Source organism: Microbacter margulisiae, from assembly GCF_014192515.1.
Taxonomy (GTDB): domain Bacteria; phylum Bacteroidota; class Bacteroidia; order Bacteroidales; family Paludibacteraceae; genus Microbacter; species Microbacter margulisiae.
In genome coordinates this window covers 607,959-628,614 of the sequence record NZ_JACHYB010000001.1, presented here as the reverse complement: position 1 = coordinate 628,614, position 20,656 = coordinate 607,959, and the positions used below count along the sequence as shown (strand labels likewise).

Annotated in this window: 18 protein-coding genes and 1 tRNA gene; 8 read left to right on the top strand and 11 right to left on the bottom strand. The window is 40.5% G+C overall.

The window, feature by feature from the left end:
* Positions 1-22 precede the first annotated feature (22 nt).
* The 4 genes from FHX64_RS02685 to FHX64_RS02670 all read right to left on the bottom strand — a co-directional run bounded on the left by FHX64_RS02685 (position 23) and on the right by FHX64_RS02670 (position 2,746).
* Positions 23-352: an Arm DNA-binding domain-containing protein gene (locus FHX64_RS02685; RefSeq protein WP_183412302.1), complete on the bottom strand. Its 330-nt coding sequence runs from the start codon at positions 350-352 to the stop codon at positions 23-25.
* A 251-nt stretch (positions 353-603) separates the two neighbouring features.
* Positions 604-690: transfer RNA gene (locus FHX64_RS02680), tRNA-Ser, on the bottom strand.
* Between the two features lie 115 nt (positions 691-805).
* Positions 806-1,849: a histidinol-phosphate transaminase gene (hisC, locus tag FHX64_RS02675; protein WP_183412301.1), complete on the bottom strand. Its 1,044-nt coding sequence runs from the start codon at positions 1,847-1,849 to the stop codon at positions 806-808.
* Between the two features lie 48 nt (positions 1,850-1,897).
* Positions 1,898-2,746, bottom strand: coding sequence for a bifunctional methionine sulfoxide reductase B/A protein (locus tag FHX64_RS02670; protein WP_183412300.1), 849 nt, complete (start codon positions 2,744-2,746; stop codon positions 1,898-1,900).
* Between the two features lie 301 nt (positions 2,747-3,047).
* On the opposite strand from FHX64_RS02670, the gene lysS reads away from it, so the two are divergent.
* The 4 genes from lysS (at position 3,048) to coaD (ending at position 7,733) form a co-directional block, all read left to right on the top strand.
* Positions 3,048-4,775, top strand: a complete 1,728-nt coding sequence (gene lysS / locus FHX64_RS02665) for a lysine--tRNA ligase (RefSeq protein ID WP_183412299.1) — start codon at positions 3,048-3,050, stop codon at positions 4,773-4,775.
* 35 nt (positions 4,776-4,810) lie between these two features.
* Complete coding sequence (locus FHX64_RS02660) at positions 4,811-5,809, top strand: NAD(P)H-dependent glycerol-3-phosphate dehydrogenase (protein WP_183413503.1); 999 nt, start codon at positions 4,811-4,813, stop codon at positions 5,807-5,809.
* A gap of 46 nt (positions 5,810-5,855) precedes the next feature.
* Positions 5,856-7,199 (top strand): glucose-6-phosphate isomerase, encoded by a 1,344-nt coding sequence (locus tag FHX64_RS02655; RefSeq protein WP_183412298.1) that lies wholly within the window; start codon positions 5,856-5,858, stop codon positions 7,197-7,199.
* A gap of 81 nt (positions 7,200-7,280) precedes the next feature.
* Complete coding sequence (coaD, locus tag FHX64_RS02650; protein ID WP_183412297.1) at positions 7,281-7,733, top strand: pantetheine-phosphate adenylyltransferase; 453 nt, start codon at positions 7,281-7,283, stop codon at positions 7,731-7,733.
* An 85-nt stretch (positions 7,734-7,818) separates the two neighbouring features.
* Here coaD and FHX64_RS02645 read toward each other — a convergent pair whose 3' ends face one another.
* Positions 7,819-8,022, bottom strand: a complete 204-nt coding sequence (locus tag FHX64_RS02645) for a Sec-independent protein translocase subunit TatA/TatB (protein WP_183412296.1) — start codon at positions 8,020-8,022, stop codon at positions 7,819-7,821.
* Between the two features lie 160 nt (positions 8,023-8,182).
* Entirely contained in the window at positions 8,183-8,848 is a 666-nt protein-coding gene (locus FHX64_RS02640) for a transaldolase family protein (RefSeq protein WP_183412295.1), read from the bottom strand.
* A 448-nt stretch (positions 8,849-9,296) separates the two neighbouring features.
* Between FHX64_RS02640 and FHX64_RS02635 the strand changes: the two genes are divergently transcribed.
* Positions 9,297-10,571 (top strand): IS4 family transposase, encoded by a 1,275-nt coding sequence (locus tag FHX64_RS02635; RefSeq protein ID WP_183411908.1) that lies wholly within the window; start codon positions 9,297-9,299, stop codon positions 10,569-10,571.
* Between the two features lie 295 nt (positions 10,572-10,866).
* Positions 10,867-11,118: an ATP-binding protein gene (locus FHX64_RS02630; RefSeq protein WP_183412294.1), complete on the top strand. Its 252-nt coding sequence runs from the start codon at positions 10,867-10,869 to the stop codon at positions 11,116-11,118.
* Between the two features lie 9 nt (positions 11,119-11,127).
* Here FHX64_RS02630 and FHX64_RS02625 read toward each other — a convergent pair whose 3' ends face one another.
* Together FHX64_RS02625 and FHX64_RS02620 are read right to left on the bottom strand one after the other, a co-directional pair.
* On the bottom strand, positions 11,128-11,973 hold the full coding sequence (locus tag FHX64_RS02625; protein WP_183412293.1) for an MBL fold metallo-hydrolase: 846 nt from the start codon (positions 11,971-11,973) through the stop codon (positions 11,128-11,130).
* 335 nt (positions 11,974-12,308) lie between these two features.
* Positions 12,309-15,197 (bottom strand): helix-turn-helix and ligand-binding sensor domain-containing protein, encoded by a 2,889-nt coding sequence (locus FHX64_RS02620; RefSeq protein ID WP_183412292.1) that lies wholly within the window; start codon positions 15,195-15,197, stop codon positions 12,309-12,311.
* A gap of 279 nt (positions 15,198-15,476) precedes the next feature.
* Here FHX64_RS02620 and FHX64_RS02615 point away from each other — a divergent pair, with 279 nt between their 5' ends.
* Complete coding sequence (locus FHX64_RS02615; protein WP_183412291.1) at positions 15,477-16,163, top strand: DUF1349 domain-containing protein; 687 nt, start codon at positions 15,477-15,479, stop codon at positions 16,161-16,163.
* Positions 16,164-16,338: 175 nt separating this feature from the next.
* Complete coding sequence (locus FHX64_RS02610; RefSeq protein WP_183412290.1) at positions 16,339-17,043, top strand: SIMPL domain-containing protein; 705 nt, start codon at positions 16,339-16,341, stop codon at positions 17,041-17,043.
* Positions 17,044-17,054: 11 nt separating this feature from the next.
* Here FHX64_RS02610 and FHX64_RS02605 read toward each other — a convergent pair whose 3' ends face one another.
* The 3 genes from FHX64_RS02605 to mnmH all read right to left on the bottom strand — a co-directional run bounded on the left by FHX64_RS02605 (position 17,055) and on the right by mnmH (position 20,512).
* Positions 17,055-18,380, bottom strand: coding sequence for a polysaccharide deacetylase family protein (locus FHX64_RS02605; RefSeq protein ID WP_183412289.1), 1,326 nt, complete (start codon positions 18,378-18,380; stop codon positions 17,055-17,057).
* Positions 18,381-18,458: 78 nt separating this feature from the next.
* Positions 18,459-19,499: a selenide, water dikinase SelD gene (gene selD, locus FHX64_RS02600; RefSeq protein ID WP_183413502.1), complete on the bottom strand. Its 1,041-nt coding sequence runs from the start codon at positions 19,497-19,499 to the stop codon at positions 18,459-18,461.
* A complete protein-coding gene (gene mnmH, locus FHX64_RS02595; RefSeq protein WP_183412288.1) occupies positions 19,496-20,512 on the bottom strand; it encodes a tRNA 2-selenouridine(34) synthase MnmH in 1,017 nt (338 codons plus the stop codon). Before mnmH ends, selD begins: the two co-directional genes overlap by 4 nt.
* Between the last annotated feature and the right edge of the window lie 144 nt (positions 20,513-20,656).

Genomic DNA, 20,656 nt, shown 5'->3' with positions numbered 1-20,656 from the left:
GCGTCGACAAATTTTTCCCAGTTCAAATCACAAATGCGCTACGGGTTATAATTAATATCTTGTTACGCATGTTTTCTGCATTCACCTCCTCATCTTCTCGGATAAGTTGTTGCTGATAATCATATACTTTGGCCTTTAGGGTGTCAAGATAAGCATTAACGGCTTTGGCTTCTGCCGTAGTGCCTTTCATACGGTTGCCTTCGACAGACCATTTGTCGGGATGGGTGTAACGTTTGGTTGACAGTTCGATACGCTCGCCATCAACTGTAACTCTTAGATAAATGGGGATTAATCCTTCTGTTGTTGTTTTTGCTCTCTTTGCATAAAAGAGAATGGAAAGCTTGGCATTCATTAGTGGTAACCTTTTAGAATGTTCAAAAATAGTTGTTCTTTAACTCTCATACAAGATGTTCAATGATTGAACTACTTGATTATGAATAATTTTTGAATAAATCGGTTACCCGGAACTTGTAAATCTTTGGGTACCCGAATGGATCTCCTAAAGATTGATGAAAATTGAATATTTTGACTATTCCCGAAAAACAAAAAAGCTCGTAAATCATTGATTTTACGAGCTATAAGCATTTTTTGAAATTGTAATTGCGGAAAGTGAGGGATTCGAACCCCCGGTACCCCGAAGGGTACAACAGATTTCGAGTCTGCCCCGTTCGACCACTCTGGCAACTTTCCTTACGTTTAACAAAAAGCGTTACAAAGGTACTATTTTTTATCACTCTAACAACTCTTGCCGGTAAAAAACAGAATGAATCAGCTTTTGATTCCTGATATTCTGAATCAAATGAAACTACAAGCTTTCATTGTACGTTTTCAAAACCTTGATTAACAAATTATTTTCATCAGGAGATCCAACAGTGATGCGCAAACAACCTTCGCACAAAATCACATTGGTGCGATTGCGCACTACAATGCTCTTTTCGACTAAGTAGCTATAAACAGCATTGGCATCATGCACTTTAACCAAAACAAAATTCGCAGACGATGGATAAATTGTTTTCACATATGCAATTTTGAGTAAATCACTGATCAAGCGTTCGCGTTCTTTGAGCAACAATTCAACCCAGGCGCGTTTACGCGATTCAAACTGCAAGTGTTCCAATACCAGATCCTGTGTCAAAATATTTACATTGTAGGGATACTTCACCTTATTAAACAAAAGGATAATTTCAGGCGAAGCAAAAGCCATCCCCAGGCGTACTCCTGCTAATCCCCAGGCTTTCGAAAAAGTTTGCAATACAATAAGATTAGGAAAATGCCGAAGCTGTTCAATCCAGCTTGTTTCGGGGGAGAAATCAATATAAGCTTCATCAATGACCACAATCCCTCCAAAATTTTCCAGCACATGCAATACTTCATGACGATCCAGTAAATTGCCACTTGGATTGTTTGGGGAACAAAGAAAAATCACTTTTGTGTGATCATCCGTAGCCGCAAGTAATTTTTTGGCATTCAATGTAAAATCGTCATTTAAATGTACTTTGCGGTATTCTATCTGATTAATATCAGCACTGACTTCATACATCCCATAAGTTGGAGCAATGGCTACCACATTGTCCTGTGCCGGTTCACAAAAGACACGAAAAACCAAATCAATAGCTTCATCGCTTCCATTTCCCAAAAAAACATGTGTTGAAGGAACCTTCTTTTTCGCCGTAATTGATTCTTTCAGTTTCCATTGCAAAGGATCAGGATATCGGTTATAAGGATTATTAAACGGATTTTCGTTGGCATCGAGAAAAGCCGAAGCTTCGCCATGAAACTCATCGCGTGCACACGAATAGGGCTTCAATGCTAAAATGTTCTTTCGAACCAATGATGTTAGATCTGCCATAATATATTAAACGTTAGAATAGTCTCAAAACATTTATTGCGAGTAAAATCAGAAGATGGCACGATAAATATGACAATAGGGCGTTGTGCCTTTGTGGTCATAATAATCCTGATGATAATCTTCCGCCGGCCAAAATGTCTCAGCAGGGCGTAACGCTGTGGCTACCTTATATCCCTTGTCATTTAAAATGCGGATATACTTTTCAGCAATCGCTTTTTGTGCGTCATCTGCATAAAAAATAGCAGAAAGATATTGAGAACCGATATCCGGCCCTTGCCCATCAGTTTGCGTGAAGTCATGTGTCTCAAAAAAGAGCTTTACCAACTCCTCATAGCTTGTCTGCAAAGGATCAAACATAACTTCCGTGGTTTCCAAATGGCCTGTAGTACCTGTGCATACCTGTGAATAAGTAGGATGCTCTACATGTCCTCCCATGAAACCAACGGTAGTTTCCACCACGCCGTTTGCCTTATTAAAATGATATTCTGTACCCCAAAAACAGCCGGAAGCAAACCACGCCGTTTGCAACTTTTCCGATTCGTCAGGTTGAAATTCTAAAGATAATGAATTAACACAATGACGAACATTTTTAGGAGTCATCATTTCACCTTCAAAAACATGCCCAAGATGTGCACCACAAGCCGCACACACTATTTCGGTACGACTACCATCCGCATCAGGTTGCCGGCGGACAGCACCCTCTATTTCATCATCAAAGCTCGGCCACCCGCAATGCGAGTTGAATTTATCGTCAGAACGGAACAAAGGGGTCTGGCATCGCTTGCAAAGATATAGCCCTTTTTTCTTGTTGTATAAAAGAGACCCGGAATATGGATGCTCCGTAGCTTTATGAACAATGATATTTTCTTCTTCGATAGTTAGTTTTCTGAATTCCATATAATTTATTGATGATTTTCAAAAAGTATCTGCAACAAATTGACATATAAGAAACATATGATTTTCCTTCAATTATTAGCTGACACCCATTTTTATGCAAAGATAGGCTCATTTTGAAGACTCTTTACCTCATTTTGCGAAAATAGCTGCAATTTATTCCTCTATTGCAACCATTCTGAATTAAAAACAGTTGAGAAAAGCTGGATTATAGAAAGCGAATCATACATTTTCAGGGGTAAGCGCTCCCCCTTTCGCCAAAAAGGCATATCTTTGCAACTTAATACGTTTGAAAAGAAAAACTATGGAATTAAGTGAACAAGAGCTTTTACGACGGGATAGTTTAGCACAATTACGAGCTTTGAATATCAATCCATATCCTGCTGATGCTTTCCCGGTAAATGCCCTCTCCAATTCAATTAAAGCAGAATTTAGTGATGATGTAACGCCATTGCGTCAGGTTACCATTGCCGGAAGAATGATGAGCCGGCGTATTATGGGAAAGGCGTCTTTCGTTGAACTACAAGACTCTGCCGGGCGTATTCAGGTCTATATTACGCGTGATGATATAAGCTATGACGAAGAAAAAACATTATATAATGTAGTCTTTAAAAAATTATTGGATATTGGGGATTTCATTGGCATCAAAGGTTTTGTTTTCCGCACTCAAATGGGCGAAATTTCGGTGCATGCGCAGGAACTAACCGTCCTTAGTAAATCTTTGCGTCCACTGCCCATCGTCAAGTATAAAGATGGGGTAGCTTACGATGCGTTTGAAGATCCCGAACAGCGCTACCGCCAACGTTATGTTGACCTGATGGTAAACGACGGCATAAAATCCATCTTTTTAAAACGCACCCAAGTGTTCAATTCGATGCGAAATTTTTTCAACGAAAGAGGATACGTCGAAGTAGATACGCCTGTTTTGCAACCTATCCCGGGAGGAGCTGCCGCACGTCCTTTCATCACACATCATAATGCTTTGGATATCCCGTTATATCTACGGGTAGCTAATGAATTATATTTGAAACGACTCATTGTTGGTGGATTTGAAGGGGTTTACGAATTCTCGCGTAATTTTCGCAACGAAGGAATGGATAGAACGCATAATCCGGAATTTACAGCAATGGAAATCTATGTCTCCTACAAAGATTACAACTGGATGATGGATTTCACGGAAGCTATGCTCGAACATATATGCCTGACAGTAAATGGCACTACTGAAATTCCTGTCGGAGACAATATAATCAGCTTCAAGCGTCCTTTCAAACGCATTACCATGATTGATGCCATCAGGGAACATACCGGCATTGATATTAATGGAATGGCAGAAGAACAACTGCGTGATGTATGTAAAACCCTGCATATTGAAATTGACGACACTATGGGTAAAGGAAAACTAATTGATGAAATTTTCGGCGAAAAATGCGAAAGTAAATACATCCAACCGACTTTCATTACCGATTATCCCATTGAAATGTCACCTCTGTGCAAGCGCCACCGTAATAATCCCGAATTGACGGAGCGCTTCGAGTTAATGGTAAATGGGAAAGAGCTGGCAAATGCTTATTCCGAATTGAATGATCCGATTGATCAGCGTGCCCGTTTCGAAGAGCAATTAAGGCTTAGCGAAAAAGGAGATGATGAAGCCATGTTTATCGATCAGGATTTCCTGCGTGCACTGGAGTATGGCATGCCCCCAACTTCGGGGATGGGGATCGGCATGGATCGTTTGGTCATGATCATGACAAACCAGCAGACCATTCAGGAAGTATTGCTTTTCCCGCAAATGCGTCCTGAAAAAATACAACGGAGAGATTCAAAAGAAGCCTACACAGCTCTTGGAATTCCTGAAGAATGGGTCAGTGTATTTTACGGCATGAACCTGATAACTGTCGATGCTATAAAGGGATTGAATCCAAACAAGTTTCATCAGGATCTTTGCGGATACAATAAAAAGAATAAACTGGGGCTCCAAAATCCGACACTCGACGAAGTGAATCAATGGTTACAATCCACAAAACGGAATTAATCATGCAAAAAACTACAGAGGAATCCAAAACAACCATGGCATACAAGCCGACAAAAATTGGTGTTATTGGAGGAGGAAGCTGGGCGACTGCCATAGCCAAAATTCTACTGAGTACACAGGAGACCATTTACTGGTATATGCGCCGTCAGGATCAGATTGATGAATTCAAACGTGTCAGTAAAAATCCATCTTACCTTACAGGACTGAAATTCGATACAGAACGTATTTTTTTCACCAACAAGATCAACGATCTGGTAAAACAGGTTGATACCATCATTTTTGCAACACCGTCCCCATTTCTCAAACAACATTTGAAAAAGCTGAGGGTTCCACTGAAAGACAAAATAATCATTTCTGCCATTAAAGGTATTGTGCCTGAAGAAAATCTCATTATCACCGATTATTTCCAGCAGTTCTATAATGTTTCGCGGGAAAACCTTGCTGTACTTGCAGGTCCTTGTCATGCTGAAGAAGTCGCGCTCGAAAAATTATCCTATTTAACAATTGCTTGTGCAGACAGGGAAAAAGCAAAAGCGCTGACACAAGTATTTTCTAATCATTATATACGAACAAGCACAACGGAAGACGTTACAGGAATTGAATACGCCAGTGTACTTAAAAATGTATATGCTATTGCGGCAGGAGTATGCCACGGACTAAAATATGGAGATAACTTTCAAGCTGTATTGATGTCAAATGCCATTCAGGAAATGCAACGGTTTAGTAGTGCAATTCATCCCCTCCCCCGTAGCATTGATGAATCGGCATATCTGGGAGACTTGCTTGTAACCGGTTATTCCAAATTCAGCCGCAACCGTACTTTCGGTAATATGATCGGGAAAGGATATTCTGTAAAAACAGCACAAATTGAAATGGAAATGATCGCCGAAGGATATTACGGAGTGAAATGCATTAAAGAAATCAATGAAAGCTTTCATGTACAGATGCCTATTATGGAGGCGGTATACAACATTCTGTACAACCGGGCATCGCCTGTATTGCAAATCAGGGCACTGACCAAACTGATGCACTGATCATTATTATTGACAAACACAAAATCAGCACAATAAAAATAAACGTATGAAAACTATTAAACTGAACATTGACAAAACAAGTAATTTTGTTTCGAAAGACGTTCTCGACAGTTACGAAAAAAGAGCCAATGATGCCAATTCTCTTCTGCACGAAGGAATAGGTCTTGGAAATGATTTTCTCGGATGGTTGCATCTGCCTTCTTCCATTAGCGAAGCTGAAATTGAAGAATTGGAAGCAACAGCCAAGACATTGCGCGACAATTGTGAAGTTGTTGTAGTCATCGGTATCGGAGGAAGCTATCTGGGAGCAAAAGCAGTAATAGACGCGCTGTCCTGCAGCTTCGATGCAATGCAGGCAACCCGTAAAAATCCACTAATCGTTTATGCAGGACACAACATCTGCGAAGATTACCTGTTCGAACTCCAGTCATTCCTGAAAAATAAAAAATTCGGAATTATCTCTATCTCCAAATCAGGAACCACCACAGAACCAGCGTTAGCATTCCGACTACTGAGAGAGCAACTGGAAGCTCAGCAGGGTAAAGCTTCTGCCCAACAATTAATTGTAGCTGTTACCGACAAAGCCAGAGGAGCATTACGCACTTTAGCCACTCAGGAAGGATACAAAACCTTTGTTATTGAAGATAGCGTCGGAGGCCGCTATTCCGTATTGACACCGGTAGGTTTATTGCCTATTGCCGTTGCCGGGTTTAGCATCCGCGATCTCATTGCAGGAGCCATGCATTTCGAAAATCTCTGCGGGCCAGAGATTCCGTTCGATCAAAATCCTGCTGCACTCTATGCTGCTGTTCGCAATGCGCTCTATCAAAGTGGAAAAAAGACTGAAATACTGGTCAACTTCCATCCAAAACTACACTATTTCAACGAATGGTGGAAACAGCTCTACGGCGAAAGTGAAGGAAAAGAAAACAAAGGTATTTTCCCGGCTGCTGTTGACTTTACAACCGACCTCCATTCCATGGGGCAATGGATTCAACAGGGTGAACGCACTATCTTTGAAACCGTAGTGTCTGTTCAGCAGTCTAACCACGAAGTGCGTGTTCCTTCAGATGAGGCCAACCTTGACGGTTTGAATTATCTGGCCGGAAAACGTGTGGACGAAGTAAACAAAATGGCTGAACTCGGAACTATGATCGCTCACGTGGACGGAGGTGTTCCTAACCTGAAACTGGAACTTCCGGAACTTAAAGAACTCTATCTGGGACAAATGATCTATTTCTTTGAAAAAGCATGTGGCATCAGCGGATACATATTAGGAATCAATCCGTTTGACCAACCCGGTGTAGAAGACTATAAGAAAAACATGTTTGCTTTGCTCGAAAAACCAGGCTACGAAGAAGCTACAAAAGCAATTAAAGCAAAACTATAATTAAAATCATCAACCTTGAAATGCATGTCCGGAGAGCCCTGAGTGCATTTCAAGGTTTTTTAATTGACAAACATCATTTGTATGAAACGAGCCATCTTTCCCGGGACTTTCGATCCGTTCACCATAGGCCATTACGATATTGTGCTGCGAGGATTGGATCTGTTCGACGAAATCGTTATCGGCGTAGGGATCAATCAAACCAAAAAGACATTCTTTACGATTGAAAAGCGGCTGGAAATGATTCGGCAGGCATTTGCCAATGAACCGCGCGTGAAAATTAAATCATACGATGACTTGACAGTCAACTTTGCCAAACAGGAAGAAGCTTCATTTATCCTGCGTGGGGTTCGTTCCGTAAGTGATTTTGAATATGAACGCACTATTGCCGACGCCAACCGTCAACTGATCGGTATCGAAACAGTCATTCTCAATACCAACCCTGCCTATTCGTTTATTTCATCCACAGTAGTACGCGACCTGCTGTTCTACAACAAAGACATTACTCAATTTTTACCACCTAACGTAACACTTTAGGATAAAACATAAAAAAAGTTCATCACTGCAGGGTGCAATAACGAACTCTTGTGCTTTAGGAAAGGAATGCCTGACGATGAATCTCTTACTTTTTATCGGCTTCTTTGTCGTCTTGTTTGACCTCTTTTTTCATCTCCTCTCCCACTTCATTCATGCCGTCTTTAAAACTTTTGACCCCTTTGCCAAGGCCATGCATGAGTTCGGGAATCTTTTTGCCGCCAAACAATAAAAGCACTACCAACGCGATAATGATGATATGCTCGGAACTGAGAAACAATAACGTGTGCATACGAATAGATTTTATAATTGGATTGAACAGTGTTTCGTGAATGAATCAGAGGCAAAGATACACCTTTTATTGACAATTTAGACAAAGCCGTCTCTAAAATTCTGTTTGCAAGACTTCATCCATAGACGCCAACTACTTTTCGACGGGGATTATATCCAGCTTAGAATTCGATATCATACAGTCCGGCGCCGTCTCTTTCGAACCATTCCAGACTCATGTCGGTCATGGGGTGGCTGCGCAGGCGTTCAAGTACATCGAAACTGATGGTAGCGGCATGGCTTCCCACCATACTGACGCGATGCACCTGGTCAACGGTTTTGAAACTGGCGGCAAGCACTTTCGTTTCCAGTTTGAAGTGTTCGATATTGTCTACGATGTGTTTCACTACTTCGATGCCATGTGACGAGATGTTGTCCAGACGGTTCACGTAGGGAGCCACCCAATCGGCACCTGCCCTGGCCGCTATCAATGCTTGTTGTTGGGTAAAAATGGCCGTGGCAGTGACATTGATACCGGCTTCTTTCAGCATGGGGATAGCACGGTAGCCTTCTCTCGAAACAGGTATTTTTGCAAAAAAGTTATCGCCCAGATTAAATTTCGATTTGTACGTTTTGGCTTCCCGCAGCATGTCTTCAGCTTTGGTACTGATCATCTGAACATGCAGCATCTTGTTGCCGACAAGATCGATCAGTTTCGGCAGGATTTGTGACAACGGTTTGTTTTCAGCGGCAATAATAGTCGGATTGGTTGTTACCCCTGCAATCGGGAAGTACGAAAACAGCTCATTGAGTTCATCAAAGTTGGCTGTATCAGCTAAGTAAATCATATTCCATCAATTTTAATTAGTGATTGCAAAATAAAACAATTGAGCTTACAACACGGCCTTACGAAGTGTAAAAAATTACAAACTGTGCAAAATAGATGGGAAACAGGGCTCCTTTCACCTTTTGACTCAAGTAACCCAATGCACTTGGCGTAACAAACAGGAATATGCTATATATTTGTATGATAATTGAAAAGATACAAAATGCCAACTTTGTTCTATTTTTTTGGACTACGCTTTTTCTTTTATTCAAATGATCACTTACCAATCAATGTCGTTTAATTAAGAATACCCATCTTAGAGTCTGACAGGAAATGAATTACCTCAAAGAAAAAGTTGTTTGTATTTTGTAGTGTGAGAATTTCTTCGTATTTTTAAACCATATATTAATGGGGGTAACCCAAGTACTAATCAAAAAGCGGATTACCGTGGAAATGTATCTAAAAACATAGTGTATGAACTTGATAACGAAGAGTTTAGGGGACGCTCACGAGGTGTCCTTAAAAAAGTATTTACACGAGATAGAGTACTGACATTCAAAAATTTAATTGTATTGATCATAACATTTAAGTCATCCATACAACGAGAATTAGACGGTTTTTTCAAAGCGGTTAATCAATCGGATTTTAATATTCGAGCCGTAACAAAAGGTGCTTTTTCGACAGCTCGTTCCAAATTGGATCCATGGGCTTTTGAACGACTGAATGAAGTTGCTGTGAATACTTTTTATGATGAAGCGCCCTATTATTTATGGGAAGAGCATCGGGTGTTAGCTGTCGATGGAACGCGTTTGGTGCTGCCGAATCACCCAAGTGTGGTAGAGGAATTTGGGGTGCATGAATTTGGTCCCAAAGCAGATAGCCCACGTTCATTGGCTTTGGGATCGGTGCTGTATGATGTTTTGAACAAGGTTACTATTGAAGGGCAATTAGCACCTTATTCAAGCAGCGAAAACAGTTTATTAATGAAGCATTTATCCAAAGTCAAAAAAGGAGATTTATTGCTACTTGATCGGGGCTATCCAAGTTTCTGGTTGTTGTTTTTACTTCAGGCCGAGGGGATTGAATTTTGTGTTCGCTTGAAAGAGGATTGGTGGTTAAAGGTAAAAGATTTTACCGAAAGTGAAGAAAAAGAAAGGATCGTAACTTTTACCTTGCCAAAAAAAGACAGAAAGAAGTTGGCTGAATATCCCCACATGCAAGATACAACGATCACCTGCCGTTTAGTAAAAATAGGTTTGCCGGATGGAAGCAAAGAGATATTGTGTACCTCTTTGATAGATGCAGAAAAATATAAATACGAAGATTTTGATGAATTGTATCATCTTCGCTGGGGAGTAGAAGAAGCATATAAGTTGCTAAAAAGCAGAATAGAATTAGAAGATTTCTCAGGTAAAACAGCCATAGCGGTAAGGCAAGATTTTCATGCAAAAATCTTTTTAATGAGTCTTTGTGCTATTTACGCGCATCCCATTGACGAAAAAGTAAGAGAAGAATACAAGGCTGATGAACAAAGAAAATACAATCAACAGATTAATCAAACAAATGCTTTATCAATGACTCAAAATATTCTGATACCACTACTGCTTAAACAACAATTTGAAAAAGCAATGCAGGCATTCGATTCAGTGGTTGAAAAAACCAGAGAAGTCATCCGTCCGGGACGTAGTAACGAACGAAAGAAAAAGCCCAAAAAACTTTACTCCATGAATTACAAAAGATTATAGCTTCACCTTAATTAAACGACATTGACTTACCAATACATATTCATGTAAGCAATGGAGAAGGCGAAGCAAAATACAAGATGGCAACAGACAATATAAATGTTATTTTTTTAACACATGACAATAAAAACAGAACCCGACTCGAAAGTGAATATGCTATCCAGTATTTTATTTCTTCCTTTCTTGTTCGTTTTAGTAGTATGAATTTTCGCTCCCAGTACCTTATTTTTAAAAACCCTAAGACTTAAGTTCGTCTTTCTAAATGAGCAATATATGTTGCATCATAAATTTTATCAATATGACAAAACGAATTCCTACTATTCATGCGGACCGTTGCCATGGCTGCGGCGATTGTGTAGAAGTATGCCATCAATATGCTATTGCTTTGGTAGAACAACCCTTTCCAAGATGGAAAAATCTGTTAGGTCTCCCATTGAAATACAAAGCAGCGCTTTCTTATCCACAGGCTTGCACCGGATGTGGACATTGCGTCACAATTTGTCGTCATCGGGCCATACAGATAGAGAAAATCCCCGTAAGCAATACCTAGAAATAACCGTCAAGCCGTAGCAAATCTCTTTCCGGTATATAAAGCTTCAATCCTTGCTCCAAATATGGCTTGCAAATTGCGGAACCCCTCTTCGCCGGTACAGTGTCCCGTATATACACGGGAAATCCCCAGCCTATCCAGTTCCTTTGCCAGCATCCACACCGTTTCAGGAGTCTCTCCTAAAGTCTTTGTAGCAGTATTGATCAGATGGAATCCACCCACTAATGTGTGAATGGGAATGGCAGGTATCTGCTCAAGCACTGTATGCACCATATTAAGGATGCCGCTATGGGCACAACCCGTAAATACTGTATTGATGCTATGTTCTGTGACAGCCATCACAAGCTCATGAGTAAAATCGTCAGGCAACATCTTTCCCTCTTTTTCTTTATATAAAAGAGAGTTGAAACGTGGGTGAAAAGTATTGTATTCACCAACAGCAAACAAATGAACTGAATCAGACACATCGATAGATGCAGAAAAAAAGATAAACCGCTCGTTATACTCCTCAAACAAATCGGAATCTAGTCCTATATATCGGAATACAGGACTCCTGCTGATAGAATAGTATTTGTTTTTAGCAGCTTCAAGCAGATAGATAGGGGCATGATCGTTCATAGCAAAAAAAGCCCGTAATCCTCCCCCATGATCATAATGCGCATGAGATAACACAACGGCATCAACAGTCGAAATATCGATGTCCAATGCATCTGCATTGCGTACAAAAGATTCATCCGGCCCGCAGTCGAATAAGAGTCTCATTGTTTCCGTTTCGATATACAGCCCCAATCCGTGTCGTGCTTCAAGCATCGATCCCCGAGGAATTGTATTCTCTGTAAGTGTTGCAATTTTCATTGGAAAATGATCCTATGTATATTGAAAGACGTCCCCGCCATTTATTTAGCTATGGCTTGGAATGGTTAATATTATCCAAAATGTAGGAATAAATAAGTAAACAATGCAGTTATCACCTGCAAAGATAAACATTTTTTATTTTCGCAAGTCGTTTGTGCACAACAGAACTGCAAAGAAGGTTTGAAATTCGAAAAAATGAAATTTTAAAGATGTAAATAAAGCTAATCAATTGAATTGTTGATCGATACCAATAGTTCAATAATCATCGGTTTCTCAGTTCAGTATTTCTTCCTTAATTTCTGATCTTTCCAACTTCTCTAACTTACTGTTTCCCATCATTTAATTTCGATCATAAACTCTGTCAGATTTTTTTCAGGAGGGATATGCAACCTCTTTCTCAATCGCGAACGTCCTGCTTCGACGCCTTTCAGGGAGATATTCATCAGGTTGGCGATGTCTTTTGAAGTCAGGTTAAGACGCAAATAAGCACATAGACGCAAATCGTTTGATGTCAGTTCGGGATAGCGTTCATGGAGTTTGCGGAAGAAGTTGTCATGAATACGGTCAAAGTTGGTTTGAAAGATTGCCCAGTCATCTTCTGTAGAAAGATTTTCATCGACGATATGAACAATCTTATCAAAATATTTTTTGGGATACTGTGTCCCCAGTTGTTTTTTCTGATAAACCAGCTCTTCTTTAATAGTTGTCAAAATATCGTTCTTTTTGATGATTGACATTGTGGAACTGGCCAACTCCTTACTTTTCAGCGTCAGTTCGGTTTCAAGCTTTTCCTTTTCCAGTCTCATGATACGCTGTTCCCGTTCTTCTACTTCCTTGCGGCGTAATTCGGTATGCATTTGTTCGATTTTAGCTTTTTTCTTCAGCAAAAATATCTTTGTCCTGTGAATAGCAACCAAAACAAGGCCAATGAACATCATTAAATACAACAACTTAGCCCATATACTCAGGTAAAAAGGAGGAAGAATCTCAAAAGAATAGGAGATGCGGTCAACTACTTTTCCGGTTGATGTAACCACTTCCGCATTAAACACATAATGATTATATGGAAGGCGGGTATATTCCTGATATGGCGTAGTTTTCAGATCCGACCAACGGGTATCAAAGCCATCCAACTTATACCGGTAGTATATATTATCCAGATCGTTATAATTAGGGAATGCAACCGTAAATTCAACTGAATTGAGCCTGAATGGCAATGGTTTCGGATTGATTAATGATACCCTGAATTGTTCAGAATTATCCATATTCATTGCATTTACGCTTTTAATGGCAAGCGGAAAACGGACTTCATTCGTAATGTTTTGATTCGGCAACTGATAAAGAGCCAGACCATTCTCCATACCAATCAAACATTGTGAGTCTGAAACAGGAAGAATAGTTTCACTCTTATCCACGGTTTCTCCGGGCAAGGAAGCATACTGAATTACATCAACAATGGTTACCTTGTCATTTGTAACTTCAGCCAAAGCGGCATCTTCATCACGGATAAACCAGTAATAATCATCCCTGAAATGCAGGACTCTGTAAGCCGATGCAAAAATTCCAAGTCCGTTATTCAGCAGATCGTAAGGGATAATTTTTTTGCTCAAATCGTCAAAGGTATAAAACCGTACTCCGTTGTTGAAAACCACCCGATTCCCAATTTTAAATACCGTAATATTAGTAGGAGTTTTACCGTCAAAATGGGTATACAAATGGATTGACCGGATATGTTGCAAATCAGGAGCAAGCACGATGCGATATAACCCCAGTTGCAAATGAGATGCCCATATTGTGCCCTGATAATCAACTTCGAGATAACGTATCGGATTAATAAAACTATCGACTACATTGCTAAATGCCCATCTTCCCCGGATATTCTTTTTATAAATGCAAAGCTGTGTGTAGGTCCCTTGTACAAGTACATCCTGTCCATTGATTACCCCTCTTTTCAGACAAAAACCACCCTTTACATCGCACACCGGCGTTAAATTTTTCCCGTCAAAACAATAAGTTGACTCATTATTTCCCACAAACAACTGGTTGTCAAACCTGGCAAGACTCCATACCTGTCCACGTATCTGAGGAACTAATTGTACCGACAGCGATTTGGTGTTACTACTTAGATTACTTACCGTACCTATATACAAACCTTGATTGGTTCCGATATAAATAGACGATTTATCAATATTTACATCATAAATTGCTCCTATCGAAGGTTGAAAGGCAGCAACATAATGCACATTTCCACCATTGTGAATCAGTGAGACTCCTTTATCCAGTGCTAACCACACATTGTTTACCTTATCACAATAAATTCCCAATATGGTATTGTTTTGAAGAGCATTTGACGTGTTCAACTGCCAAAGGACTTTCCCTTTTTTGTTGATAGCAATAGCTCCGTCCAAAATAGTGCCAATCACAAACACGGAATCTTTTGTCATTATCGCCCTGTTGGCTTGTGCCTTTTTCAATAAGTCATTGGCGTCATTTTTGAACACCTGGCATTGATTTCCATCCAACAAAAAAAGTCCTCCGGTGGTGGTAACCAGCAAAGCCCGATGGGCATCATAAGGAAGAATCGAAATAACAGGATCCGGAGGTGCGTTATGGGCTATTACAGGATAAAACTGACCGGTGGCAGGATCCATCCTGGATAAGCTTTTCCCGTCAACATGGGTATAGATAGCATTTCTGTATTTATTAAAGATCAAAAAAGTTAATGGCTCGCGGCATCCTGTAACTGTTTTCCCATCAAACACAAAGAAAGAAGTAAAGGACTGAAAATAAATTTTACCGCCTATCGAAAGAATGCTCCATATCTCATCATTCTGCATTGTATAATTTTTCAGGAGTTGCGACAAGGAATGATAACACAGCTGGCCATCGGGTTTTGGTTCAAAATAGCCAAATTCCTCATACGAACCAACATATATCCTTCCATCCTGACCAATTAAAAGAGACCGTACCACACGATTGCCGGGAATACGAAAGAGCTCCCACGAAGTGCCGTCATACCTCAATAATCCATCATTATTACCAAAGTACATATAGCCATGTTTATCCTGACCCACTGTCCAGTTTTGATTTGCCGCTTTATATTCTTTTTTGGTGAAATTTGAAACGATAGGGACAAAATCAGTAGCATGCAACGAAAAACAAGTCACTGATAATAAAGATATGAGAAATAGGAGGAAACGCCAACGTACATATTGTGTTTGCATGGGGGAAGCATTAAAACCGAATACAAAGATAATGCAATATTCAAAATTTATAAAGAGTTATTTTTTAGATAAGTACCGTAAATCATTTTTGTCGTGGCTGTATTTTATTGAAACAGGAAATTATGCAACAAAAACCCAATCCATTTTACTATTTTTGCTCATCAAAAACATGATTGTGTTACACAAATCAAATTGGCCTCCATACTCAATTCAATAAAACCCAATAAAAAAGAGTAATATTGCCTCTGTAATTTTCACACGAATAAACAATCCATGATTATGACAAAAAACTATTCCCGGATGAAAGCCGCCATGCTGATTTTACTGCTTTTCGGTTTGGACGCGTTTACCGCCGGAGCCCAGGAGGTGAAAATCGGAACTATCCCCTACCCAATGCATTTTGAAAACCATCCTGTCGGTTATAGCGTGTCCGGCAGCAACCATCTCTGCATTGCAGCCGGACCACACACCGATCTTTTTATTCCACCAGGAGGGAATGGCGAAATCAACTCATCGCCACGGCTGGTGTTTCATCCCGATTCAGACTTTATACTCACAGCGAAAGTTACGCCTGACTTCAGGACTAAATGGGACGCTGGAGTGCTGGTTATTTACAACGACCGTTACCATTATGCCAAATTCTGTTTTGAAGAAGACTATCTGGGACAACCGCGTGTTGTGAGCGTAGTCTGTAACCAGGTGGCCGACGACTGTAATTCAATGGCTGTTCACCAGAAATCGGTTTACTACCGGGTCATTGGTTCCTCTAAAGGCAACACATTTTCCCTTTACTATTCGGCTGACGGGAAATCATGGTACCTTGTGAGGGCCTTTCAGCTCGATGCAGTCAACCACCTGATGATCGGCTTCAGCGCACAATCATCCGTAGGCAAAGGTTGCAATGTCGATTTCGATCAAATCAGTCTTCAACAACGGAAAGCTAATGATTTCTGGAAAGGAAACTAAAAAATGCGTATCCGTAAAAATATAATAAGCTACGGTTGCATCAAAAAAGCATATATATGCATCTATATTCTGAAGGAAATTCATATAGCAAGACAAACAGCCAAATGTTTTGCAGCACATCGGGTTCACGGATTAACAACGTGAACTCGATTTATTTACTAAACACCCTACTCTTATGAAAGCAACAATATTTTCTTTTCTGTTTCTATGCTCGGCATTGACACTTGCAGCCCAGGGCGAAAAAAACTTTATTGACCAAAACTATATTGAAGTGACAGGACATGCCGAAATGCAGGTTGTGCCCGATGAAATCTACCTTAACATTCAGCTTAACGACAAGGATGTCAAAGGCAAATCATTGTCCGAAATCGAGAAAAGCATGTTTGCCTCCCTACAGCAATTAGGTATTAACATCACAAAAGACCTTGCCGTAAAAGATGTGAGCAGCAACTTCAAAAACTATTGGATTCTGAAAACCGGAATTGTTCTTTCCAAGGAATACCAGCTCCGTGTGCATGATGCCCGCACTGCCGGCAGAGTCATTGTAGCCCTACAGCAATTAGGCATTTCTAATGTCTCCGTCGACCGTGTTGACCATAGCCATATGGATGCATTACGCATGGAGGTAAAAGTAAATGCCATAAAGGCAGCTCAGGAAAAAGCGCAAGCTCTTGCCCAGGCAATTCATCAAAATATCGGGAAAGCCATTTACATACAGGAACTCAATTATAATGCCTATACGCCGATGCTGAATAAATCGGTCAACATGATGATACGTGGAGCTGCCACCGACAATGCCAATAATGCACCGGAGCCGAATATTGAATTTGAAAAAATCAAGCTCGAATATTCAATCCTGGTACGTTTCGCGTTGCAATAAAAGGCTGTTTTTTATAAATCACGAAAAGCGTACTCGAGCGTATTATAGTAGATTGCCTTCCATCCCCGCCAATGACCTTTTCCGGCGAGGGAACTGTTGTGCCATAGGCTCACGAATTCACCGTTCACTGCTTTTACTTCGTCAATAAGTTTTATGATCTCCCGTTCTGACTCTTTCCTCGACAATTGCATGTAATCATTGAATGTACCATCCATGTAGACTAATGGTTGGATGCGGAAATCAGTAGCTTCATTACGAAGCAGATCAAAAAAACGGAATGACGTGCACACAGAAGCACGAAAACCTACCCGACTGGCATATCCCATCGTAAAATCACATTGAAGGCCTGCTTCATGCAAAGCACGGTAAGTCTCTGGCAAATGAATCAACAGGTAGTGTTGCCGGCTATACTTCAAAGAAGTTTTCAACACCAACTCCAAGGATTTCTTCTCTGCCGTGATTTTTGATAAATCTTTACCAGAAGCAAAAGAAGGATGCAGCCCCACCGTGCCGTTTTGTTTCAATAAAAACAATAAGCGCCGAAAAGCTTTGTTCGTAAGGGATAAGTTTCGGTCATATTTTCCCCGTTTTTCCGCACATAAAATAAAGAAATAGGGATGCAACTTAAAGCGTTTGTTCAACATGAAGATAAATCCGTAATTGTCGTATGCATCCCTTTGCAAGCGCAATAATGTACCAATCCGGTCTTTGAACAGACGAAATCTGCCGCGTAGCAAATCCTTTATCATACCTGCGGCATTCACCACAAATCCTTTATGCCTGAACTGGTATGCATTGTCGATATCATAGGTTGGAATATACGTAAAGGTACGGGCTGAAAATTCCTTGAAATCCCTACCCGGAAGCCATTTTTCCATAAAAGCCATGATCCAGCAATTAACCAACGGCTTTTGCAAAAAATCGCCTTTAACTGCCAAAGAATACTTTGCCTGATATCTACCAAAACGATCCTTGCGCTCCGGTGACAAATATTCTTCGTAGCGCGTCATCAAATAAAATGAAGCGGCAAACATATCGAAAGGGATCAAAGAGCGAACATTATCCGTACCGAAAAAGGCAGGCAGATCCTGATGTTTGAATAAAAGAATATTTTGAGATCTCACATTATTCTCAAGTAATAGCGGATGTTGCCATATCCATGCAGCCCCTTTCACTGGTTCAGTTGAATACGCAAATTTTGCACCATCAAATGCCTGGAATATTTCGTACGAAGTAGTCAGGTTGTAAGCTATCTGCAGGTAATCGGCAAAAATATAGTCGAAAATGTATTGGATACGGGGAGTAAGGGTTGGTGTATAGATTAAAATCTCCATCATTAAGGATTAAGGTTAGATGTAAACCAGCGAGTAGTTCACTGGCTTTTCAAAATAGTTTATGGGAAGAAGTAGTTTTCATCAATCACGAAATACAACATGAAAAGGTCCGCTTTCCGGTTCAAAATGACCTATCTCTACCGGATGGACACCTTGTTCAGCTGCTATCTTTTTAAATTCAGCCACGCTATCGGGTTCTACAGCCACCATCAACCCACCGCTGGTTTGCGGATCGCACAGCAAAGCCTTCAATGATTCGGACATCGGTTCCACTTTATGACCATAGCTGTTGAAATTACGGAATGTACCACCAGGCATGCATTTTTGTTCAATATAATAACGAACGCCTTCGATCATGGGGACATGCTCAATGTTTACAACAGCCGTCAGCTTGCTTCCTTCAGCCATCTCCAGTAAATGTCCCATTAATCCGAAACCCGTGACATCGGTCAGAGCAGCTACTCCGGGAAGCTTTGCAAAAGCAGCGCCTGCACTGTTTGGCGTTGTCATCCAACGAACAGCCTCAGCTTTGTGATCAGGTTGTACCAGTCCTTTCTTCTCTGCAGTGGTAATCAATCCAATACCTAAAGGCTTGGTCAGGAAAATACGACATCCGGCTTTAGCCGTATCATTCCGTTTTATATTTTCCATAGAGACTAATCCGGTAACGGCTAATCCGAAAATCGGATCAGAAATATCAATACTATGCCCTCCGGCCAAAGGAATATGCAACATTTCGCAAACCGCTTTGGCGCCCTGTACTACCTGTTGTGCAAGTGAAGAAGACAGTTTTTCAAGTGGCCATCCAAGAATAGCAATAGCCATCAAAGGAGTACCTCCCATGGCAAACACATCGTTAATGGCATTGGTGGCAGCAATGCGGCCAAAGTCAAAAGGATCATCCACAATTGGTGTAAAAAAATCCGTGGTGCTAATCACGGCACTTCCGTTTCCAAGATCATACACAGCAGCATCATCTTTACTTTCATTGCCAACCAGTAATGCATCAAAATGCATTCTTTCTTTTGTATCAGCTAAAATGACTTCCAATTCTTTTGGGGAAATTTTACAACCACAGCCCGAACCAGGGCTAAAATGTGTTAATTGAATATCCATGTTTATTTTACAACTAAAGATTTTAAATACAAAGCCGTCGAATATAAATCCGGCATTGTCATAATATTGATTACTTCAGGATAAGGTTTTTCAATCAATGCTTTTGCATAAGCCTTATCATAGTATTGCAATACAATAGAAATAGCAGTACGACAATCCTCTTCTTCACACGCTTTCACCGCTTCCTGACAATGATTTCTCCCCAAACGTCTTTCGAGCAATTGAATGGAAGCAATCAGATCTTCTTTCGGGAAACAGGCATACTCTTTCATCAAAAAATCTATACGATCCGACAAAGAAGACAACATGTAATAAGCGGTTGAACGGTGCATTTGCCTGAAGAAAGCCAAAGGGATCTGATTCTTTCCGATCATCATGCTTTCATCTTCTACCCAGACAGGTCTTGTCGGGTCTAACCGGCTTACTATTTCATAAAGACGATTCTCAAAATCTTCCGTAGTGCTCTGCGGTTTTTGACCCAATGCACCGAAAGCTGATCCTCTGTGATAAGCCAAGTCTTCCAGATCAATGATCTGCTCTCCTAATGCAGCCAGTTCATGTAGAATAGCGGTTTTAGCACTTCCAGTCGGTCCGGCAATCACCCGAAGGAGCAAAGGTTTTTCAAACTGTGCCAATGCATGATTACGAAAAGCTTTATATCCCCCATCACAAACAAAACATTTCAAATCAACCGTTTCAAAAAGCCATGCCATCGATTGGCTCCGCATACCGCCCCGCCAACAATAAAGGCCAATTTCAGATGACTCCAATGCTAATGCTTCTTCTGTCAATATTTTCATATGAGGACTGACAAAAGCCAATCCCTGCAAAACTGCCGCCTGTTTTCCCTGTTGATGATATAAAGTTCCGACCACAGCCCTCTCTTCATCAGAAAATAGTGATAAATTGACAGCGTTAGGCATATGTCCCCTGATAAATTCAGCCGGGGTACGAACATCAACAACCGGAAGTGTACTCATTTTTTGCAAAAAAACATCAATAGGAAGCACTGTCGCCATGGTGATTTATCTTCTGTTTTCTATTAAGCATTCTGTTTTTACGCTACCAAACAAATACAGGATCAGAAACATATCAAAACCTGCTATTCATATCACTACTCAGAATCATGATTTGATTGCAGACACAAAGGTACAATAATCCTT